We start from the raw sequence: 18,642 nt of genomic DNA, 5'->3' as shown, positions 1-18,642 counted from the left end.
ACCAAATATATGCCTATTGATTCACTTGAGCAAGGTGTCATCCTCATCGTTGATGACACTCCCATCAATTTAGAAATGCTGTTTGATGTTCTAGCTAATGCTGGATACACAGTATTAGTTGCAGAAGATGGTGAAAGTGCTTTAGCAAGGGCTGAATATGCTCCACCTGATTTGATTCTTCTAGATATTCTTATGCCCGGAATAGACGGTTTTGAAACTTGTCACCGCTTAAAAAGTAATGAATTAACTAAAGATATTCCGGTCATTTTTATGACTGCCCTTTCAGAAACAGGAGAAAAAGTTAAAGGCTTAAGTCTAGGAGCAGTAGACTACATTACCAAACCATTACAACATGAAGAAGTATTAGCCCGTGTCAACATTCACCTCAAACTACGCAATCTAACAAAACAACTACAAGCACAAAATCAACGTTTAGCAGAAGAAATCAAAGAGCGAATCCAAGCAGAAAATAAATTAAGAGAACAAGCAGCTTTATTAGATATCATTACTGATGCTGTGCTGGTAATAGACTTAAATCAGCATATATGTTTCTGGAATCAGGGAGCAGAAAATTTATATGGCTGGCAAGCTCAAGAAGTAATTGGTAAAAGTGTTAGTCAATTAATATGTACACAAGCAAATTTTCCTCAATTGCAACATATCATTGATAGTTTAGATACCGATGATTCTTGGCAAGGTGAACTGCATCAAGTAACTCGGCAAGGTGGAAAAATTATTGTTGCTAGTCGTTGGAATGTGATGCGTGATCAAAATGGAAAACCGCAATCAATCCTGACAGTTAACACTGATATTACAGAGAAAAAGCAACTGGAAAGTCAGTTTCTCCGCGCTCAAAGATTAGAGAGTATTGGCACATTAGCAGGTGGGATTGCTCATGACTTAAATAATATCCTGACCCCGATTTTAACAGCTGCCCAACTATTACAAATTAAACTTCCCGATGTTGACGATCGCTCTCAACGCATGTTTCAAACTATCGAATCTAACGCAAAACGTGGTGCAGCCTTAGTTAAGCAAGTATTGCAGTTTACCCGTGGCGTTGAAGGTAAGCGCACAATTGTTCAAATTAACTACTTGTTTTCCGAAATTAAACAAATTGTCCAAGAAACATTTCCTAAATCTATTAAATTTTCCACAAAAATTCAACCAGAACTTTGGACAGTCATCGGTGATGCCACTAATTTACATCAGGTACTCATGAACCTAGTAGTTAATGCCCGTGATGCCATGCCAAAAGGTGGTAATTTAAGCCTGTGTGCAGAAAATTTATTTATTGATGAACACTATGCCCGCATGAATCTTGATGCTAATATCGGCTCTTACATTGTTATTTCTATTACAGATACAGGTACGGGCATAGAATCGGAAATTCTCGATAGAATATTTGAGCCATTTTTTACAACTAAAGATGTGGGTAAAGGTACAGGGCTAGGTTTATCAACTGTACAAGGTATTATCAAAAGTCATCACGGTTTTATTAAAGTTAACAGCGAACTAGGGAAAGGTACACAATTTCAAATATTTTTACCAGCAGTAGAAGCAGCAGTCACTGCACGCGCAGATAACTTAGAACTATTCAAAGGTAACGGTGAATTAATTTTAGTCGTTGATGACGAAGTGCAAATTCTCGAAACAACCGCCATCTCACTAGAAGCTTACAACTACCAAGTATTGACTGCTAGTGATGGAGTAGAGGCGATCGCACTCTATGCCCAACACCAAGATAAAATCAACTTAGTCCTCATAGACATGATGATGCCTGCTATGGATGGTCATGCCACCATTCAAGCCTTACAAAAAATCAATCCCTTCGTCAAAATTGTAGCTGTCAGTGGTTTAGTAAACAGTCATCAACTAGCAAAAAATTTACAAGTTAAAAAACTACTTGCCAAACCATATACACAAAAAGAATTGTTAACTACGTTACACGGTATACTTGCCCAGGAATCAAAAAACACTGCCAGGAATTTGTTAAACAAGAGAGGTTAGAGATTGGGGACTGGGGACTGTTAGCCTCCTTGTCTCCCTGCCCCCCTGCCTCCCCTACCTCTGCCTACAAAGCGATTGATTATTTTTTAGTTAGAAGTCCCTAATGAGAGCCAAAATTGACAATCAAGTGCTGTTTTTATACCATGAAGACTTACCAGAGTTCAAAAAGGGTGGTTCCGTAGTTAGAAATTCCTATTTTTGGGCATTGCGTTCAATTGCCGGTCGTTCTACCCGTTACCGTGATTGGGAATATGAACCAGAAGTCTGGCTAGCACTAGCGAGAATGCTATCATCATTTGCCGAATCTGGATACTTAGGTTATCGAGAAACCATCCTAGAGTTTCCCATCTCCCAAGGAGAAATTCCTGGTGTCTTGCGTGATGTTTCAACGTGGGAATAGGGACTAGGGACTGGGGAAAAGGAGACAAGGTAGACAAGGTAGACAAGGTAGACAAAGTAAAATTTCTTACCTAATGACTAATGACTATTGACTATTGACTAATGACTAAAACCAAACGCCGTCAATTTTTGCAAACTCTTAGTTTAGCTACCTTGGCTACCCAAATTCCTCAACTTACTGTTTATGGTCAATTGTCACCTAACAATATTATTAAACCGCCACGCCTGAAGGTGGGTGATACTGTGGGATTAGTCGCACCGGCGGGGATTTTTGACCATCAATATATTGAAAAAGTACAGCAACACTTAACCAAATTAGGATTAAAAACCAAGCTAGGTAAACATATTTTTGATCGCTACGGCTATTTAGCAGGGAAAGACCGCGATCGCGCCCAAGATTTAAATGATATGTTTGCAGATAATTCAGTCGCAGCTATTCTCGCTATCCGTGGCGGTTGGGGTTGTAATCGAATTTTACCCTTACTCAACTATCCCTTAATTCGCTCCCACGCAAAAATTTTCATGGGCTATAGCGATATCACTGCTTTATTGTTAGCTATTAATGCCCGTAGCCGAATTATGACTTTTCACGGCCCAGTCGCTACATCAACCTGGACTCCCTTTATGTTGGACTATCTCCAGCGCATTTTCTTTGATGCTCAAGCTGTTACACTCAAAAATACTAACTCTCCAGAAGGACAAGTACAAACCATCACATCGGGAAAAGCCAAAGGTAAGCTTGTCGGTGGTAACTTATCAGTCCTGTGTGCAATGGTAGGTTCACCCTACCTACCCTCTTGGTACAACAGTATTTTGTTTGTAGAAGATACCAACGAAGATATCTACCGAGTAGACCGGATGTTAACACAACTAAAAAACGCTGGTATACTCAACCAAATCGCCGGCTTTATTTTTGGTCAATGTAGTGATTGTAGCCTGGGTGATGAACCATCACTGACATTAATGCAGGTGTTGCAAGACCACATCCTCCCTTTGGGAATTCCAGCTTGGTACGGGTCGATGATCGGTCATATTCAGGACAAATTTATTTTACCAGTGGGAACACCAGTAGAAATTGATGCCACATTGGGAACAATCGAGCTATTAGAAGCCGCAGTCTTATAAATTACAAAAACTATTTCTTCTGTGTTCCATTCCCCATTCCCTGTTAAGAGTTCCCTTGCTACACAAATAATTTCAGAAATCAAAGCGGATTGCTATGGTTAAATCAGGATATGTCAAGTTAATATAAGCATCGTTTGCAATTTCTAATATAGCGGTTAGTATAGTTGAGACACTAAGCAATTACTGAAAAAATATATTTTTTGAGCAAAAAAGATTGGCTTTTGTTTAAGAAACACTAACTATCATCAGCTAGTCTGTTCTTTCACAGAAGTGAAGTATGGTTATTAATTGCTATGGCTATTGCAGATTCTCCCCTAACTTCTCAAAAAAATTTACTCTCTAGCAACATCAAAGGAGATACATCAAACAATCATCATCTGATCAATCTATTTATTGGCTTGTGTGCGGTTTTCCCTGTGATTGTTTCCTCACCTGTCGCCGCTTTAGAAGTACAGATCAGTCCCGCTAAACCTCGCTTGGGAGATACTATATCTGTATTAATCAATGTAGATAATGCAGAAAGTTCAACTACCCCAGAAGTAGTTGTGGGACAAAAAACTTATCCAGTTTACCCAATTGCAGCCAACCAATACCGTACTTTTATCCCCACAACTCCCTTAGAAAAACCCGGTACTAGAACAGTCAAAGTTGTTGGTGATGGACAAGTCAAAAACCTGGCTATTTGGGTAAGTAATCGGAAGTTTAATGTACAGCGTATTACCTTACCTCCTGGAAAATCTGCTAGCGGGGCTACTGAATACGAACTCAATCGCGTAGCTGCTTTTAAAGCCCTACAAACACCGCAAAAGTTTTGGAATGGTAAATTTATTGCCCCAAACAAAGGACGACTCAGCACTCCTTATGGTGTACGTCGTTACTATAATGGTAAATTCGCCAATGATTACTACCATCGAGGTTTAGACTACGCTGGTGCCGCAGGTTCTCCTGTCATCGCCCCCGCCGCAGGTAAAGTGGCGTTAGTTGGTACAGTATCTCAGGGATTTCGGGTGCATGGAAATGTAGTTGGGGTTGATCACGGCCAAGGAGTTGTCAGTATTTTTATGCACCTTAGTCGTATCAATGTCAAAGAGGGTGATATAGTCAAGGCTGGACAGTTAATTGGTGCGGTTGGCTCAACAGGTGCGTCTACCGGGCCTCATTTACATTGGGGTTTGTATGTCAATGGACAGTCTGTTGATCCGACATCTTGGCGGACTCAAACTAAGGAATAGTAGCAGCGTAACTCATCACTGTTGCTGTTAATTTAGTATATTTTTTGTCGATAATATAGGCAGAATAAGTTTGTTTAGTATCGTCCTTACCTTGCTTGGGTGGATTAAATTAAGATGAGCCTTATGAGTATTGAAAAAATTGTAGAACAAGCTCTCCAGGATGGTTATCTCACACCAGCAATGGAAGCGGAAGTTGGACGTATCTGTGATAACGCTTCAGAACTCTCAATTGAAGAGTATATGGCGTTAGATAAATTGATGGGAGCATTATTAACTGGTGAGGTAGTGGCCGTACCTCGCAAACAATTTATCAACGTCATGGAAGAATTGGTGTTAACGGAAGCGATCGCTCGCGTGGCGGAAATTGAAGCTACTAGCGAAAGTTCCATCGATGTGGGTGATATCGCCGCCTATGCCCTCAACCGTCTCCCACCCCTATACGCCACAACTGAAGAAGGTGCTAATTATCAACGTCAACGCGCTAGGGCTGAACTGCAAGAGTTAATCTCTCAGCAAGTCCATGAAGCTATTAACCGTAACCTTGTTCAGCCTAACGACAACAGAACCCCCATTCCCAGTAAAACTACTGGTAATGAGATTTTACGCCAAGTTAGTAGTTTACTGCAAGTCTATGCACCTAACTTTGAGCAGAAATCTTCACTGTAGTCATTAGTTGGACAAACTGCCAAGTTCCATCTCCACATTTCCCTTTGCTTTGAGGGATGATACTACATAGCTTGCTTCTCCTCACATATACCAATTTTGGATTTTAGATTTTGTGGAAAGTCTGTAGTTTACTTCCCGCATAGTGCGGGAGTTATCTTCAATCAGAACTTTTCCAGATGGGTTTTGCATTGTCAGTCCTGATTCACAGCCTATTCCAGAGGCATGAAACATCTAATTTGGTATGACTCTTTTAAAGACTTCCAGTTAAAAAAATATTCTATCTGTAGGGTGCGTCAGTGTGAGAAACCTTTGCTATACCTAGATATTCTTTGTACTGACGCACCCTATGAACAGTAAATTTGGGATAATTTAATTTTTGTAAGTCCCTGAGAGAAGCAAGCGACTCCTGTCAAAAGTTAATATTCAACTTTCAACATCATCTGCTTGATCAATAAACAGTATTTTTCTTTAAGTAATCTATAAGTAGTTGCCGTTTCGTCACCTCAGTATTATAGGATGGACGGAGTGTTGCAAGGTGTGGGGCTATTATGGCTCGCTATACGTGTTCATTTATTCTTGCTATTAACTTAGAAAATCTTCAGCCCTTGATGCTCGATCTATTACAAAACTGTGATTTGGAGATTCAGTATTACTCGTCCGATTACATCTTGGCGCGTGAGATTCCTGGGAATGTTTCGGTTTCCCAGTTAGTGAAAGCAGAAGTGCTAATTGATAAGTCAACGGCGACAGAGACGGAAACTCGTATGACAATTGTTGTCAAAAATGAAGAACTACCTCTGCGCCTAGAGAACCACTGTCGAAAAGTTTTTGATTTTATTAAGAAAGAAATCGAGATTAGTCGCTATTGGCACTTAATTGAAAGTCTAGCAGGTTGACTACTGCCCACAGTGGAACGGCAAAGATGCTTCCTGCACCCAACCCAGGAAGAACTGCCGAAAGCTTCCCCAACTCGTTCGCGGAGCGTGTCGCAGACAAGCATCTCGTTAGCGTAGCCTCTCATAGAGAAGGAAAGCACTCTGGTGGATATAGAGGTGTAGGGGAAAGACATCTGAAAATTTTTGTATGAGGAATGGTTTAAATTTCCTCCATATCCTCAGCCATACTGGGGTTAATCAGTGTAATATCATACTCACTAGCATCCGTTTGTCCAGAACGCTGAGTGTTTTTTAACAAATAATAGATGGCACGGACTTTAGGCCCAAAAACAATTTCATCTTCATTTTGCAAATCATGGGCTGGCATTTTCCGCCCGTTAATCATGAAGCCATTAGCACTAGGTTTACCTTTGCCATCACCATCTACAATCCGGTAATAGTAGCTTTGAGAGTTATGTTGCCTGGGCAGTCTCACCAATGTAGCATGGCGACGAGAGACAAATTGAGACACTAAACGGATATTTGAATCACGGTCTCTACCAATAGAGTAGATAGTATTTTCTAGGGTAAATTCTTTACGACCTTGATCATCTTCCAAAATTAGTAGGTGACTTTCCTGGGTTTCTGCTGCCATTGATAAACTGTTACCAAAATCGTGGAAATTTTGATGAGTTCTAATTTTGTGAGTATCGTTACCTATCATTCTCGCCCACTACAGACTGTGATGTTGGATGTTTAGCATGACAACATAGCTGTGCTGGCTAACACAAAGTAGAATACATAGATTTTACTCTGTGTTTACAGTTAAAATGAGACGCTTAACATCTACTTATCGATTTAGTTTAACCTGAGATAGTCAAAACTACATTGATGTCGTAATGTTACCTAATAATGGGTAAAACGTCGTAATAATACGGAATTAGTGACTACGCTGACGGAACTAAAAGCCATAAGAGCCGCAGCACCAGAAGGACTAAGAACAAAACCCCAGTGTGGTAATAATACGCCGGCTGCCAAAGGAATACCGATGGTATTGTAAGCAAATGCCCAAAATAAATTCTGGCGAATCTTGTTGAAAGTGGCACGGCTGAGGGAAATTGCTTGTACCACATCACTTAAGCGATCGCTCATCAGGACAATTTGAGCAGTTTCCATTGCGACATCTGTACCGGAATGTAAAGCAATGCCGACATCGGCTTGGGATAATGCAGGTGCATCATTAATACCATCACCAATCATGGCAATGGGATGTTGAGATTGGTTTTGGAGTTCTTGAATAACGGCAGCTTTCTTACTAGGGGGAACACCAGCGATCGCATCATTTTGTTCTATACCTAATTTTTGGGCGATCGCACTGGCGGCTTCTGGGCGATCGCCACTCAAAAGCATCACCCGCAAACCCATTTGACGCAATTGTTTAACGGTGCTATGAGCATCATCTCTGAGGGTATCTTGCACACCAATCACGCCTGCCAAACTCCCCGCCACAGCCACACCCACAACGGTTTTACCCTCTGTTGCTAACTGATTAGCTGTCTGTTGTGCGGCCTCATCAATGACAACTCCATGCCAACTCAACCATTCCCAGTTCCCCAACAGGACAGTTTCATTATTTACCAGTGCCGATACACCCAAGCCTGGCTCAGTGTGGAAATCTTTAGCCTCTGGAATCTCTAAATTTAAACGCTGTGCTTCCTGCTGAATAGCTTTAGCTAAGGGATGGTAAGTGCCACTTTCTACGGCGGCTGCTAATTGTATGAGGGCATGGGGCATAGAAGAGGAGTTGGGGCAGGGAGCAGGGAGAGATAGGGACATATTTCTCTCCCTTGCTCCCTGCTCCCTGCCCCCCTGCCTTATTTCCCAATTCCCCAAGACAATACAATCGGTAACTTGGGGATTACCTGTGGTGAGTGTACCGGTTTTATCAAAGACTACGGTGTTGAGTTTGTGGACTTTTTCTAAAACGTCGCCACCTTTGATTAATAAACCTTTTTCTGCACCTATGCCTGTACCAACTAAGATGGCTGTGGGTGTGGCGAGTCCTAAAGCACAGGGACAGGCGACAACCATAACGGCGATCGCCAGTTTTAAACTAATCAGCAGTGGAGAATAGGGGGTGGGGAGTGGAGAATGGTGGGTGGTGTGGGTGGCGTGACTCATAATTTCTATGCCACTGTTGATGGTGACATCAGGCCAAATATGAGTGCCGAAGCAATACCAAAACACAAAAGTCAAGGCTGAGGCGGTTAATACGCCGTAGGTAAAGTAGCCTGCTACGGTGTCGGCTAATTTCTGGACTGGGGCTTTGCGGGTTTGGGCTGCTTCTACTAGGGCGACGATGTGGGCTAAAGTAGTGTCAGCACCAGTACGGGTGGCTTGGATAGCGATCGCGCCTGATTGGTTAATTGTGCCTGCGGTGACTGTATCTCCTGCTTGTTTAATCACCGGCACAGATTCCCCAGTCAGCATCGCCTCATCTATGGTTGTCTGTCCAAAACGGATTTCCCCATCGACGGGGATTTTATCTCCTGGTAAAACTTGTATCCATTCCCCAACTTTGACTTGTTCGGCGGGAATTTCGACGGTGTTTGTTCCCAGACTGAGATTTTCTGGATCTGGGTTGGGAATCAATCTGGCTGTTTGGGGTTGGAGTGCTAGTAGTTGTCTAAAGGCGGCGGCGGCTTTACCTCTAGCTTGCTGTTCTAAGGTTCTTCCCAAGAGGATAAAGCCCAGCATCATCACTGGTTCATCAAAAAAGCACTCCCAACCTAATTGGGGAAAAAACAAAGCCACTACGCTCGCTGTATAGGCTGTGAGAGTTCCCAATCCTACTAAAGTATTCATGTTGGGTGCATTGCGTCGCCAACCCAACCAACCATCGATTAAAATCGGGCGACCAGGAATTAATAATGCTAGGGTAGCTAAACCAAAATGCCACCAAATGTTATTTAGTGCGATTAATATGGGGCTACCGAAGTTACCCAAATGTCCGATACCTGAAAACAACAATAACACCGCCGCGATCGCTAACTGCCGCCAAGCCGAACGCATTTGTTTGTGGTGTCGTTCTGTGGAATCTTGGAATGTGGATTTGCCTGCTACTTTGTCGCTAGTGTTGCGGGGTTGAGTAGGGAATCCGCTTGCAGTCAGTTTCTCGGCCAGTTTTTCTGGATCTACAGCACCAGTTTCCGACTCTACAACAGCTACCTCTGTAGCCAGATTCACACAAGCACTCATGACTCCTGGATATTGAGTGAGTTGTCTTTCTACTGCACTCACACAACCAGCACACTTCATACCCCCAACATCTAACAGAATTTTTTCTCTGGTTGGGGGTTTTTCTGGGTTAAGCTGAGTTTTCGGGACAAGTTGCATGGCAAGTGTTGAGATTCGCTATGGGAATTCTGAGGTTTATATAAAAGCATCTCTAATTTGAGGGTAGCGAAATCTGTAACTTTGACTCAATAGCCAAGACATTAAATTTTAGTCAGTAGAGGCGGTTTCTGTAAGATATTCACGCTCTCAGACAAATATTGTGGTTAAATCCGCCCATACATTAGTCGGTAGTGACCGAGTTTTCCCCTCTATTCCTCCCACCAACCCTCCAAATCTTAGCAGTTGCGTAAATTAAAGCTACAAGCTGAATTGGGAGGAAAATAATCAAACCCTTCCAGAAATAGTGGATATCAACATTAGACATAGCACTAACGTAGCTCATGCCCACTATTAAACATAGTATCCAAGTTAAATACTTACTTTTGTAATTCAACATACTGCCCATCCATAATCGCAAACATCAAGATAACTTGTTTCCTGAAGTAGTTATGAGTGCTGAGTAGTGAGTAATGAGTTGAGAAATAAATTCTACCTTGTCTCTCCGAAGTTCTGAGCGGAGGTTTCCTCCGTTCAGACTTCTCTCCTTGTTCCCAATCCCCAATCCCCAGTTTTCCTAAAACCAACCCTGCTTATTAATTATGTAAGTTTTCACAAACTGTTCAGGGGTTTTGTTTAAGTAAATCATCCCTTCAATTAACCCAATTATTTGCATAATCAATAAAGTCATGCCGTAAGAAAAAGTACCACCCACCAAGGAAATAACTAACATAATAAAACCTTCGGGAGCATAACCTAAAATGAATTTATGCACTCCGAAACCGCCAAAAATAATACCGCAATAGCTAGCTAATAATTGTTTGTTAGTTTGTTCAGTAGGATGAAGATTTGCCATAGGGTTTATGCTCCTTGAAATTATTATTGGCTGAAGTTTGAATAAATATATTTTTGCTGAATTGATTATGATCAGCTTTCCCACATGAGTATTCATGTGGGTGGTGCTATTGGCTAATAAGCATGGCAAGATAAGCTACTAAAATTTAGATGAAATATTTCATCTGATTGTGCCTAGAATTATTTTGTTTCTTTATGGCTAATTAGTCATATCTGATTGGCAACAGTTGCAAAACTTTTTAGAGTTTGCCGCGCTCACAAATAATTCAGGAGCATGATACTAACCACGTTTACACAATCAACTAGTACAACAGGACGTAAATGCAGCAACAATTCAAAATAGCAAGAATTCAAAAAAATCAGCTTTCTTTTGCCTTTTGCATGAGTGCTTTTTACTTGAGATTTTTGTACTAGGTGTGTATTATTACAGATTTTTTAAGAATTTTCCTCTTTCACAAGAATTAATTCCAAATTATCTGCTCAAGTGGCTCTAACATACCACTTTTTACTCTTACATCAGTGTTATCTCCGGATTTTTATGGGAGATGGTCACAATCTTCAAGATATCTTTAATAGAAATTACCTGTGTCAATTAAACAGGTTAGTAGTTCTTCTACTCAAATACTCTTAAGCCACCTAAAGTAGAAAAGAATATTGGCAGTTGAATTTATGTGAATTTACTTGTGTTTGTGACCAATCATCACACCGGAACTCATTAATTAATTATTCCGGCTTGGAGTGCTAGAGGATGGCAATCAACACAGTAGCAAAGAATTTGCTTACTCAGATGATAATAAAATTTTGCTTAGAAGTTTTGTCATCTATTTAACAATATTAATAGTTATATATTTATAAATGCTATGCCAGTTATAGAATTGGCAATAGATTGGGGACAGGGGACAGGGGGCTGGGGACTGGGAATTTAGATAATCTCCCTTGTCTTCCTTGTCTCCCTGCACCCTGCCCCCCTGCCCTCCACCATTAATTCCCGCTACCTAAGAGAAACAAACTAATAAGTGTACCGCTATTCCACAGGCTGTGTAGCAGCATGGGTGCAAGCAGGTTGCGCGATCGCGTGTACACTACTCCTAAGACGATGCCTAAAGCTGTCAATGGTAGCACTTCTGATAAACTTAGGTGAGCGATCGCAAATAATAAACCACTGGCGAGAATTGATCCCCAGACTGGTAAGTATTTTGTTAAAGAGGGTAAGAGAAAACCACGAAATAGCACTTCTTCAAATAGGGGAGCTGCGATCGCGGCTGTAACGTAAAATATCCCCAGTGCGACAAAGTCTTGGCTTTCTAGTGCTAGTTGTAACAGTGGGTTACTACCACCTTGTCCTTGCCATAGTTGTTGATTAATCAAGGAAACGACAATCACTATTGGTAAAGCCGCACAATATCCGCCAAATCCCCACAAAAACCAGTTATCCCGTAGTTGCAATTTAAACCACAGTCTTGGCAATGGAAAAAACTGTTTCAGGGAGAAGTACATTACTAATAACGCACCCCCCGCTACCAAAAGGTAACTAACTAACACGGAAGCAGCTTGCAGACGGATATCTACGATAGGACGGGGAATTGGGAGTAGCATCAGTAAAAAGGGAACAAACAACTGTCCCATGAAGAAAAAACCGACGACAAACACCTGTAAAATAATCTCCCCATCCCAAGGTGTCGCCCAAGCTAAATCTTCGTTTTGCGCTAGTATTGACTCTTTTCCCTTAAGTAAGCGTTGAGCAATTAAGAAAATCAGCAGAATCACTCCCAACAAAGCTGCAAGTGCAGGGACAGTACCAATCACTGCTAACTTAAATACCGCTTGAGCCGCAGTTGCTTGTTGTGCAGTTTGCACTTCAGATAACGCAGTTTCTCGTTGTTGGAGTTGGTATAACTGAATCAAAGCAGTAGAACGAAACCAACCCGATAAATTACTTTGAATTACTTGTTGAGCATCGGGTAACAGACGCGGGGGATCACTCCATAGTCCACTTAAGACAGCCGCAGTTTCTTGACTATTGAACGCCAGTTGCTTTAAGTCGGCAGAGCCGCCCAACGCACTGGCTCCTGTTGACTGTTGACTGTTGACTGTTGACTGTTTTAATTCACTCCAGATTTTGATTGCTGTGTCAGTCTTTCCTTGTTTAGCTTGTAAAATTCCCAACTGCAAGTCTAATTCATCAAGGAATTTTTGCATTTTTTGTTGGGACTGTTCCAACTGCTGTTGCTTCTGTGAAATAGAAATATTTGCGGTGGGTGGGGTTTCTGGTAGTGGTTTGGGTGGTGTGGAAACTTGATTGGAAGATTGCAGTTGTGCAAGTTGCTGCTGCACTTTGGCTAGGTTAGTCTGCACAGACTGACGTGTTTGTTGATATTTCTCTGTCGCACTTTCTAGGGGTTGTTCCCCAAGGATTGCGTCTCGAATTGCCTCAGAGCTATCATCTTGACTATCGCCTGGTTGCCAAGCTTGAGCTTGGAGAACAATATTAGTCTGATAGAGTTCCAAGCGGCTCTGGAATTGCGGTTCTTGTAAAGTACCCAGTAAAGATGAAGCCGCAATTATCGCTGCGATGGGTGTCAGTATAAAGAATAAAAATAACCGTTTAAATGTCATCAGTCCCCCTTTGACAAACCACTGGGAGCGCGTCTCCCTTGGGAATTATCGCAAGAAAACGCGAATGGTGGATCGATATTATGAATATTATGAGTTGGCGATCGCTCTTGTCATGCTAAATTACAACCCATTACCTGCTTACCTGCTGCTGAGGATCTACCAGATTCCGATGACGAACCCGTGGATAATCAACTACAGCATCTCATTCCCAGCTTACTCAGAGCTATCCTAGCTTGGGGGTTGAGGTGTTTGTCTCGGAGAGAAGTCCATTGCGTATGCGTTCGCGGTAGCGTCTCGTAGAGAAGCGGGACGTTAGTCCATTGTGAATTGCGAATTGCGTTAGCGAAGCGGGGCGGGAGCATCGTTGCGAACTGCGAATTGCGAACTGCGTTAGCGTAGCGGGACGTTAGTCCATTGCGAATTGTTATTACTTGCTTCTTGGATTATCCCGCTTAAAGTTTTTCTCTGAGAATGATACGCTCCCAATGCCCTGAATGATACCACGACCAATTAAACCTAAACCGCGACCGACTATTTGAGTGAGAACAAAGACAATACCACTACCAAAAAAGGCTAATACTGATTGTAAACGCGGTGCGATCGCATCTCGAAATTCCAAAATTAGTGTCACCACTAAAGGAATGCCTGTTAGCTGTGCTAATTCGGCATTGCGGGGAGCATAAACGGAAATTGTGGCGATTCCACGGGGAGCAAATACAAATAGTTCATAGCGGCTTTCAAAGATTTCTCTTGCTTCGTTGACGTAAGCATTTAAGCGATATTTCCACGATAAATCATTTCTAAATCTTTCGATTTCTCTTGTGGATATTAACTTACGGTCATAGAAATTTTGTTTGATTTGTTCAACATCTGCTAAATAGTTCAGTAAAGGTTGCACCACTGCATTAGCTACTTGAATTAACAAATTCTCTAACATAATCTCAGCTTGGCAATTAGCATCAGAAGTACCAGCAGGATAAGATGTATTATCTATTTGCAAATCTGTTTGCAATAACAAATAAGATAATAATTCACCGACTAGGGGGATTTTGTTGAGAATTGCTGTTTGAATCGCGGCTGGATTTTGTAATAATATATTGACAACTTCCACAGAGCGATCGCCAATTTCAATTCTCGAAAATTTACCGAAGAAATCTGTGACTGTAGCTTGCCATAAATCATTTAAAATGATGGGCTTTAATTCTAATAATTGCCTGTCTGTGATTTGGGCTTCCCGTAAGTCATCTAACTGTTGAGAAAGTTTCTGGAGAATTAAATACAGTAATTCCCGTTTTTTATCTTCTCGAAAAATATCTATTTCTAAAGGAACATCAGAGACATTTTTTAAAGAGAACTGCAATTTATTAATGCAAGCTGCAAACAGAGTAGATTGCAATAGTCTAGGACTTAATAAAGGGGGAGGAGTTAATCTTGTGGTTTCATCTGCAATGACAATTTCGCCGCTAGGCGTAGGGAAAACAGCAGGTGGGGGAACTGAAGGAATAATTTCAGGTTGTGGTTGCGGTTGTTCTTGGGGTGTTAATAATAATTGATTGAGTAACCAACGAGCCGTTAAAAGCTCTCGTCTCCTTCCTGCTAGAATGGCTCTTTCTAGAATTGGTAAACCAGGAGTTTGTAATTGTTCTGTGATGGCTTTTAAAGTCGTCTCAATATAGCCAATTCCCGATGTATGTAAATTTTGCCGGAATTGCGCTAAAGGTAAACGCGATACTGTAGTTGAAAGCGGGGGGCTTAATTCGGTGCTGACTGCTGTTTCTCGCCAATAGGAATTTCCACTAACTAACTCTGTCATCGCTGTGACTAATTCCGCTACAGCCGCTCCTTTAGGACAGTAACCATCTGCACCAAAAGCCTTAGCGGCGGTGATGATTCCGGTTGTTTGTACAGAACTGAGGAGTAAAATCGGCAGTGTGGGATATGAAGCCTTGAGTTGCTGAATTAGTTGTAAACCTTGCTGTTGAGTATCTATTGAGCGACTATCACCCAATTCTAAAACTACTAGGTTGACTAAATTCGGGTCTTGTTGGGCAATTGCGGCTAAAGCTTGCAAGGCTTCTGTATCTGTGGCAGCTTCTGTAACTACTTGGATATTAGGTATAGCCTCTAATGCTACCCGTAATCCTAAACGAAAAATAGGGTCATGATCAATTAAGACTAATTTTAAAGGGCGATCGCTCATAATTTATCCACATACATCAGCACTGTTTGATCTACCTCTGCCCAGAAGCTTAGAGTTCTTCTCATTGTCTCCTGTTTTCGTCCCTGAATAAATGAATCATAATTAACATAGGCAGCAGTTCAGTATGTAATTAAATGACCCTCAGTATTAGGCATTGGTTAGCAGAACATCAGCTTACTATCAGTTCCACTCCTGATTTAACAGTTGAGCAATTAGCAGGTGTAGCCTATCGCATTGTCCAGGATATGGAAGTTAAAAGCCTAATACCGTTAGATATTTGCACTCTATCTGAGGTTTTGGAACTTCCCCTGTATACTGTTGAACAAGAAATTACAGTTCTGACTTTATTAACCGAGAGTTTGTTACGTAGTCTCAGCCAAAAAAAAGCCCTAAAACGCAACGAGGGTACATGGTTAGCTTTTCAAATCGCCTATTTACAAGCTCTACAACAAGTTTTACACCAAGAAGCCATTCTCTACAAACCTTGGCTAAATCGCGCTAAGATTCCTTCGCGCACACCAGTTTTGCAAGACATACAACTCCAAGGCTTACTCAAAACCCTCTCGCCAGGAAAACTGACAGACACCCAAGCTGAACAGGCTTTGTCTTTAGTGGCAGACTCATTATTAGTACAGCAAATGAATTATGCTAGCGTGGCTTGGTTTGTCGCCAATGGTGCAGAGGAAGTAGAAGCCAAGTTACTAATTCAACGGTTGACGCATTCTCTACCAGGATATTTACTCGCTGTCATTGCTCAAAATGCCCTACCTTTGGCGCAATTACAAAAATTTTTCCGCTTGGGGACACCAGGTAATATAAATGTTACCGAATTAGGGACGACGGTAGCGGACAAAATTGATTTACAGCGAGAAAATTACCGCGCTAGCTTGCAGCAAAGCCTCAATACACCATTGTTTATGGAATCTTTCGTTTTGAAAGATATTTATATTCCTTTAGCGGGAACACCACAAACAGGTAATGATGAATCACCAGTTGATTTAAAAACATGGGTACAGAAACAGTTAAATGATTTAGAGACTGTGACTGTGATTGAGTCAGAAGCAGGCTATGGTAAGACAAGTTTCTGTCAAATGTGGGCGGCGGAAGTAGCACGGGAACTTTATCCCTCTTGGATGCCAATTTTAATTCGTTTAAGAGATATAAAATATAACCACAATTTAATTGAAACTCTTAATTCCGGTTTGCCATTCCAAACACATAATCATCTTGCCACTTGGTTAGACGAAAATCATCCTCGTTGTGTGTTACTCCTAGATGGATTAGATGAATTACCACCAGCCATTCACAGTAAGAGAATTAAGGCAAGTTTTATCCAACAGTTAACGGAATTTCAAGCCCAGTCTCAACATAAAATTATCTTGACTAGTCGCTCGCGCACCTTACGAGAAATTGCACCAGAAATCTTACTACAATGGCGACGCATTAAAATTGAGCCACTATCAACCAATGAACTCAAACAATGGTTTCAACAGTGGGCGTTAATTCAATCATTACCTGTTGCCCAAAACTTTTTTACATTTTTAAAACAGGCGGGGTTATTTGCAAGTAAGTCTAAATTCCCCCAACTCTCAATTTTAGTGCATCAGCCATTGATGCTGTATCTCTTAGGCGTTTTACACCGCGATGGGTTATTAGATGATGGGATATTACAATTAGCCAATAACCATCATTCCTTATTATGGGAAATTCATCATCGTCTCCAACAATGGCTATTAGGCTATCCCTTGACTAGTAATATCAACACCACACTACAACGCTCAGGACTAGCCCACATTCATCGTACACCGGAAGCGATCGCCAATTTACTAGGCAATCATCCACCCCAAGCTGTAATTGAACAAATACAAACCCTATCCCTGAAAATTTTACACAGCGATCGTCATCAAATCACCCTGGAATCAGCCCCAAGTGTTAACTTACCCACGTTTTATTTTCGCATCAGGCAGGCAGGGGGCAGGGGGCAGGGGGCAGGGGAGATTTTAGCCCAATGCCCCATTCCCAATGCCCCATTCCCAATGCCCCATTCCCAATGTATCGAATTTTCCCACCCCAGAGTCGGCAGATATCTCTGTGCTAAGGCTGTGGCTCATCAATTGGCAATGTTGACGCACCGCCAACGCGATATTTACGGTACGGAGAGTTTTGTGATTGATTCTCCTAGTGACGTTGCCCAACACGTTTATAATTTACTGGGTTATGGTGTTCTCACCCAGGAAGTTACAGAATTAGCGATCGCTAGTTTACGTCCACAATTCCAACATCTTTTTTCTTGGGAAGTTCTCATCCAACGTTTGCAGTCTTTTTGGTATGGTTACTGTCAAGGACGTTGGTTAGATGCTGGTATTGCCCACACAGCTTTATCTTATTTTCATACACTGCAAAATCCTCTCAATGTAGAACATTTAAATACTTATGTAGGTATTAATGTCTTTTTCTTACTAGCTGAAATTCATCGACAAATTCAAGTTCCCTTTGCCCCGTGCGGACATCCTTCCCATACCACAGATTTTTATCCAGAAGCATTACTGATGCTGTTAGCAAAAGCAATGTTACTAGATATTCATGTGAGGCAACGTATCTGCACTAAATCTTTAGCAGGAATTGACCTTTCCGGCGCATCTTTATCTCACATCACATTAGCAGGAGCTAATCTTCAAGGTACGAATTTAACCAATGCAGCCTTGATAGACACAAATCTCACTGGTGTGAATCTGAAAGGGGCAAATCTCAGTGATGCCAATCTCACAAATGCTAATTTAACAGCCGCAAATCTCAGATACGTTAATCTCACAAATACTAATTTGATAAATGCAAATCTCACAAATGTCAGTCTTGAAAATACTAACTTTACTAATGCTTGTTTGTCTGATGCTATCCTCAGTGCAGAAGATAAAGAAACCGCTAAATTTAGCGGGGCTTTATTTTCTTTAGAGCAGTTTCATGCTTTGAAATTTTTGTTATCCCAGCAATCAAAATCCTACCTTACAACTAATAAAGACCAGACACAATTCTGGGATGATAATTACAATATTGGGACGATTGAAAGTTTAGAAGGTGAACTAATTTTATCTACCAATTTCAATGACAATGGTGATGATGAAACAATTTTTAATGAGCAGTTTGGCAATTATTGACCAAACAATTCGCAATGGACTAAAGTCCCGCTTCTCTACGAGACGCTACCGCGTAGCTTGCTTCCACGGAGTGGTACGCTAACGCAACGATGCTCCCGTCCCGCTACGCTAACGCA

At 41.5% G+C, this 18,642-nt stretch carries 13 protein-coding genes; 8 read left to right on the top strand and 5 right to left on the bottom strand.

The window, feature by feature from the left end:
- Window positions 1-9: 9 nt before the first annotated feature.
- From CLI64_RS14560 to CLI64_RS14535, 6 genes are all read left to right on the top strand, one after another.
- Window positions 10-2,010, top strand: a complete 2,001-nt coding sequence (locus tag CLI64_RS14560) for a response regulator (RefSeq protein WP_103137889.1) — start codon at window positions 10-12, stop codon at window positions 2,008-2,010.
- 103 nt (window positions 2,011-2,113) lie between these two features.
- Window positions 2,114-2,410 (top strand): hypothetical protein, encoded by a 297-nt coding sequence (locus CLI64_RS14555; protein ID WP_103137888.1) that lies wholly within the window; start codon window positions 2,114-2,116, stop codon window positions 2,408-2,410.
- Between the two features lie 101 nt (window positions 2,411-2,511).
- Complete coding sequence (locus CLI64_RS14550; protein WP_103137887.1) at window positions 2,512-3,534, top strand: LD-carboxypeptidase; 1,023 nt, start codon at window positions 2,512-2,514, stop codon at window positions 3,532-3,534.
- Window positions 3,535-3,827: 293 nt separating this feature from the next.
- Complete coding sequence (locus tag CLI64_RS14545; RefSeq protein WP_103137886.1) at window positions 3,828-4,766, top strand: M23 family metallopeptidase; 939 nt, start codon at window positions 3,828-3,830, stop codon at window positions 4,764-4,766.
- Between the two features lie 123 nt (window positions 4,767-4,889).
- The gene (locus CLI64_RS14540; RefSeq protein ID WP_103137885.1) at window positions 4,890-5,432 is read left to right on the top strand and encodes a late competence development ComFB family protein; all 543 of its coding nucleotides are present in this window, start codon (window positions 4,890-4,892) and stop codon (window positions 5,430-5,432) included.
- Between the two features lie 548 nt (window positions 5,433-5,980).
- Window positions 5,981-6,328, top strand: coding sequence for a hypothetical protein (locus CLI64_RS14535; protein WP_103137884.1), 348 nt, complete (start codon window positions 5,981-5,983; stop codon window positions 6,326-6,328).
- Window positions 6,329-6,527: 199 nt separating this feature from the next.
- Here the strand turns inward: CLI64_RS14535 and CLI64_RS14530 are convergent, their stop codons facing one another.
- The 4 genes from CLI64_RS14530 to CLI64_RS14510 form a co-directional block, all read right to left on the bottom strand.
- Window positions 6,528-7,031 carry an FHA domain-containing protein gene (locus CLI64_RS14530; protein WP_103137883.1) on the bottom strand — a complete coding sequence of 168 codons (504 nt, stop codon included), beginning with the start codon at window positions 7,029-7,031 and terminating at the stop codon, window positions 6,528-6,530.
- Between the two features lie 182 nt (window positions 7,032-7,213).
- A complete protein-coding gene (locus CLI64_RS14525) occupies window positions 7,214-9,703 on the bottom strand; it encodes a cation-translocating P-type ATPase (RefSeq protein WP_103137882.1) in 2,490 nt (829 codons plus the stop codon).
- Between the two features lie 574 nt (window positions 9,704-10,277).
- Window positions 10,278-10,556 (bottom strand): TM2 domain-containing protein, encoded by a 279-nt coding sequence (locus CLI64_RS14515; protein WP_103137881.1) that lies wholly within the window; start codon window positions 10,554-10,556, stop codon window positions 10,278-10,280.
- Between the two features lie 980 nt (window positions 10,557-11,536).
- A complete protein-coding gene (locus CLI64_RS14510) occupies window positions 11,537-13,171 on the bottom strand; it encodes a CPBP family intramembrane glutamic endopeptidase (RefSeq protein ID WP_103137880.1) in 1,635 nt (544 codons plus the stop codon).
- Between the two features lie 64 nt (window positions 13,172-13,235).
- On the opposite strand from CLI64_RS14510, the gene CLI64_RS31580 reads away from it, so the two are divergent.
- Window positions 13,236-13,403, top strand: a complete 168-nt coding sequence (locus CLI64_RS31580; RefSeq protein ID WP_225977635.1) for a hypothetical protein — start codon at window positions 13,236-13,238, stop codon at window positions 13,401-13,403.
- Window positions 13,404-13,598: 195 nt separating this feature from the next.
- On the opposite strand, the gene CLI64_RS14505 is transcribed toward CLI64_RS31580, so the two are convergent.
- On the bottom strand, window positions 13,599-15,371 hold the full coding sequence (locus CLI64_RS14505) for a DUF3685 domain-containing protein (RefSeq protein ID WP_103137879.1): 1,773 nt from the start codon (window positions 15,369-15,371) through the stop codon (window positions 13,599-13,601).
- Window positions 15,372-15,505: 134 nt separating this feature from the next.
- On the opposite strand from CLI64_RS14505, the gene CLI64_RS14500 reads away from it, so the two are divergent.
- A complete protein-coding gene (locus tag CLI64_RS14500; RefSeq protein ID WP_103137878.1) occupies window positions 15,506-18,526 on the top strand; it encodes a pentapeptide repeat-containing protein in 3,021 nt (1,006 codons plus the stop codon).
- Window positions 18,527-18,642: the final 116 nt, after the last annotated feature.

The organism is Nostoc sp. CENA543, assembly GCF_002896875.1.
GTDB lineage: Bacteria > Cyanobacteriota > Cyanobacteriia > Cyanobacteriales > Nostocaceae > Trichormus.
This window is presented reverse-complemented; position numbering and strand designations above follow the sequence as displayed.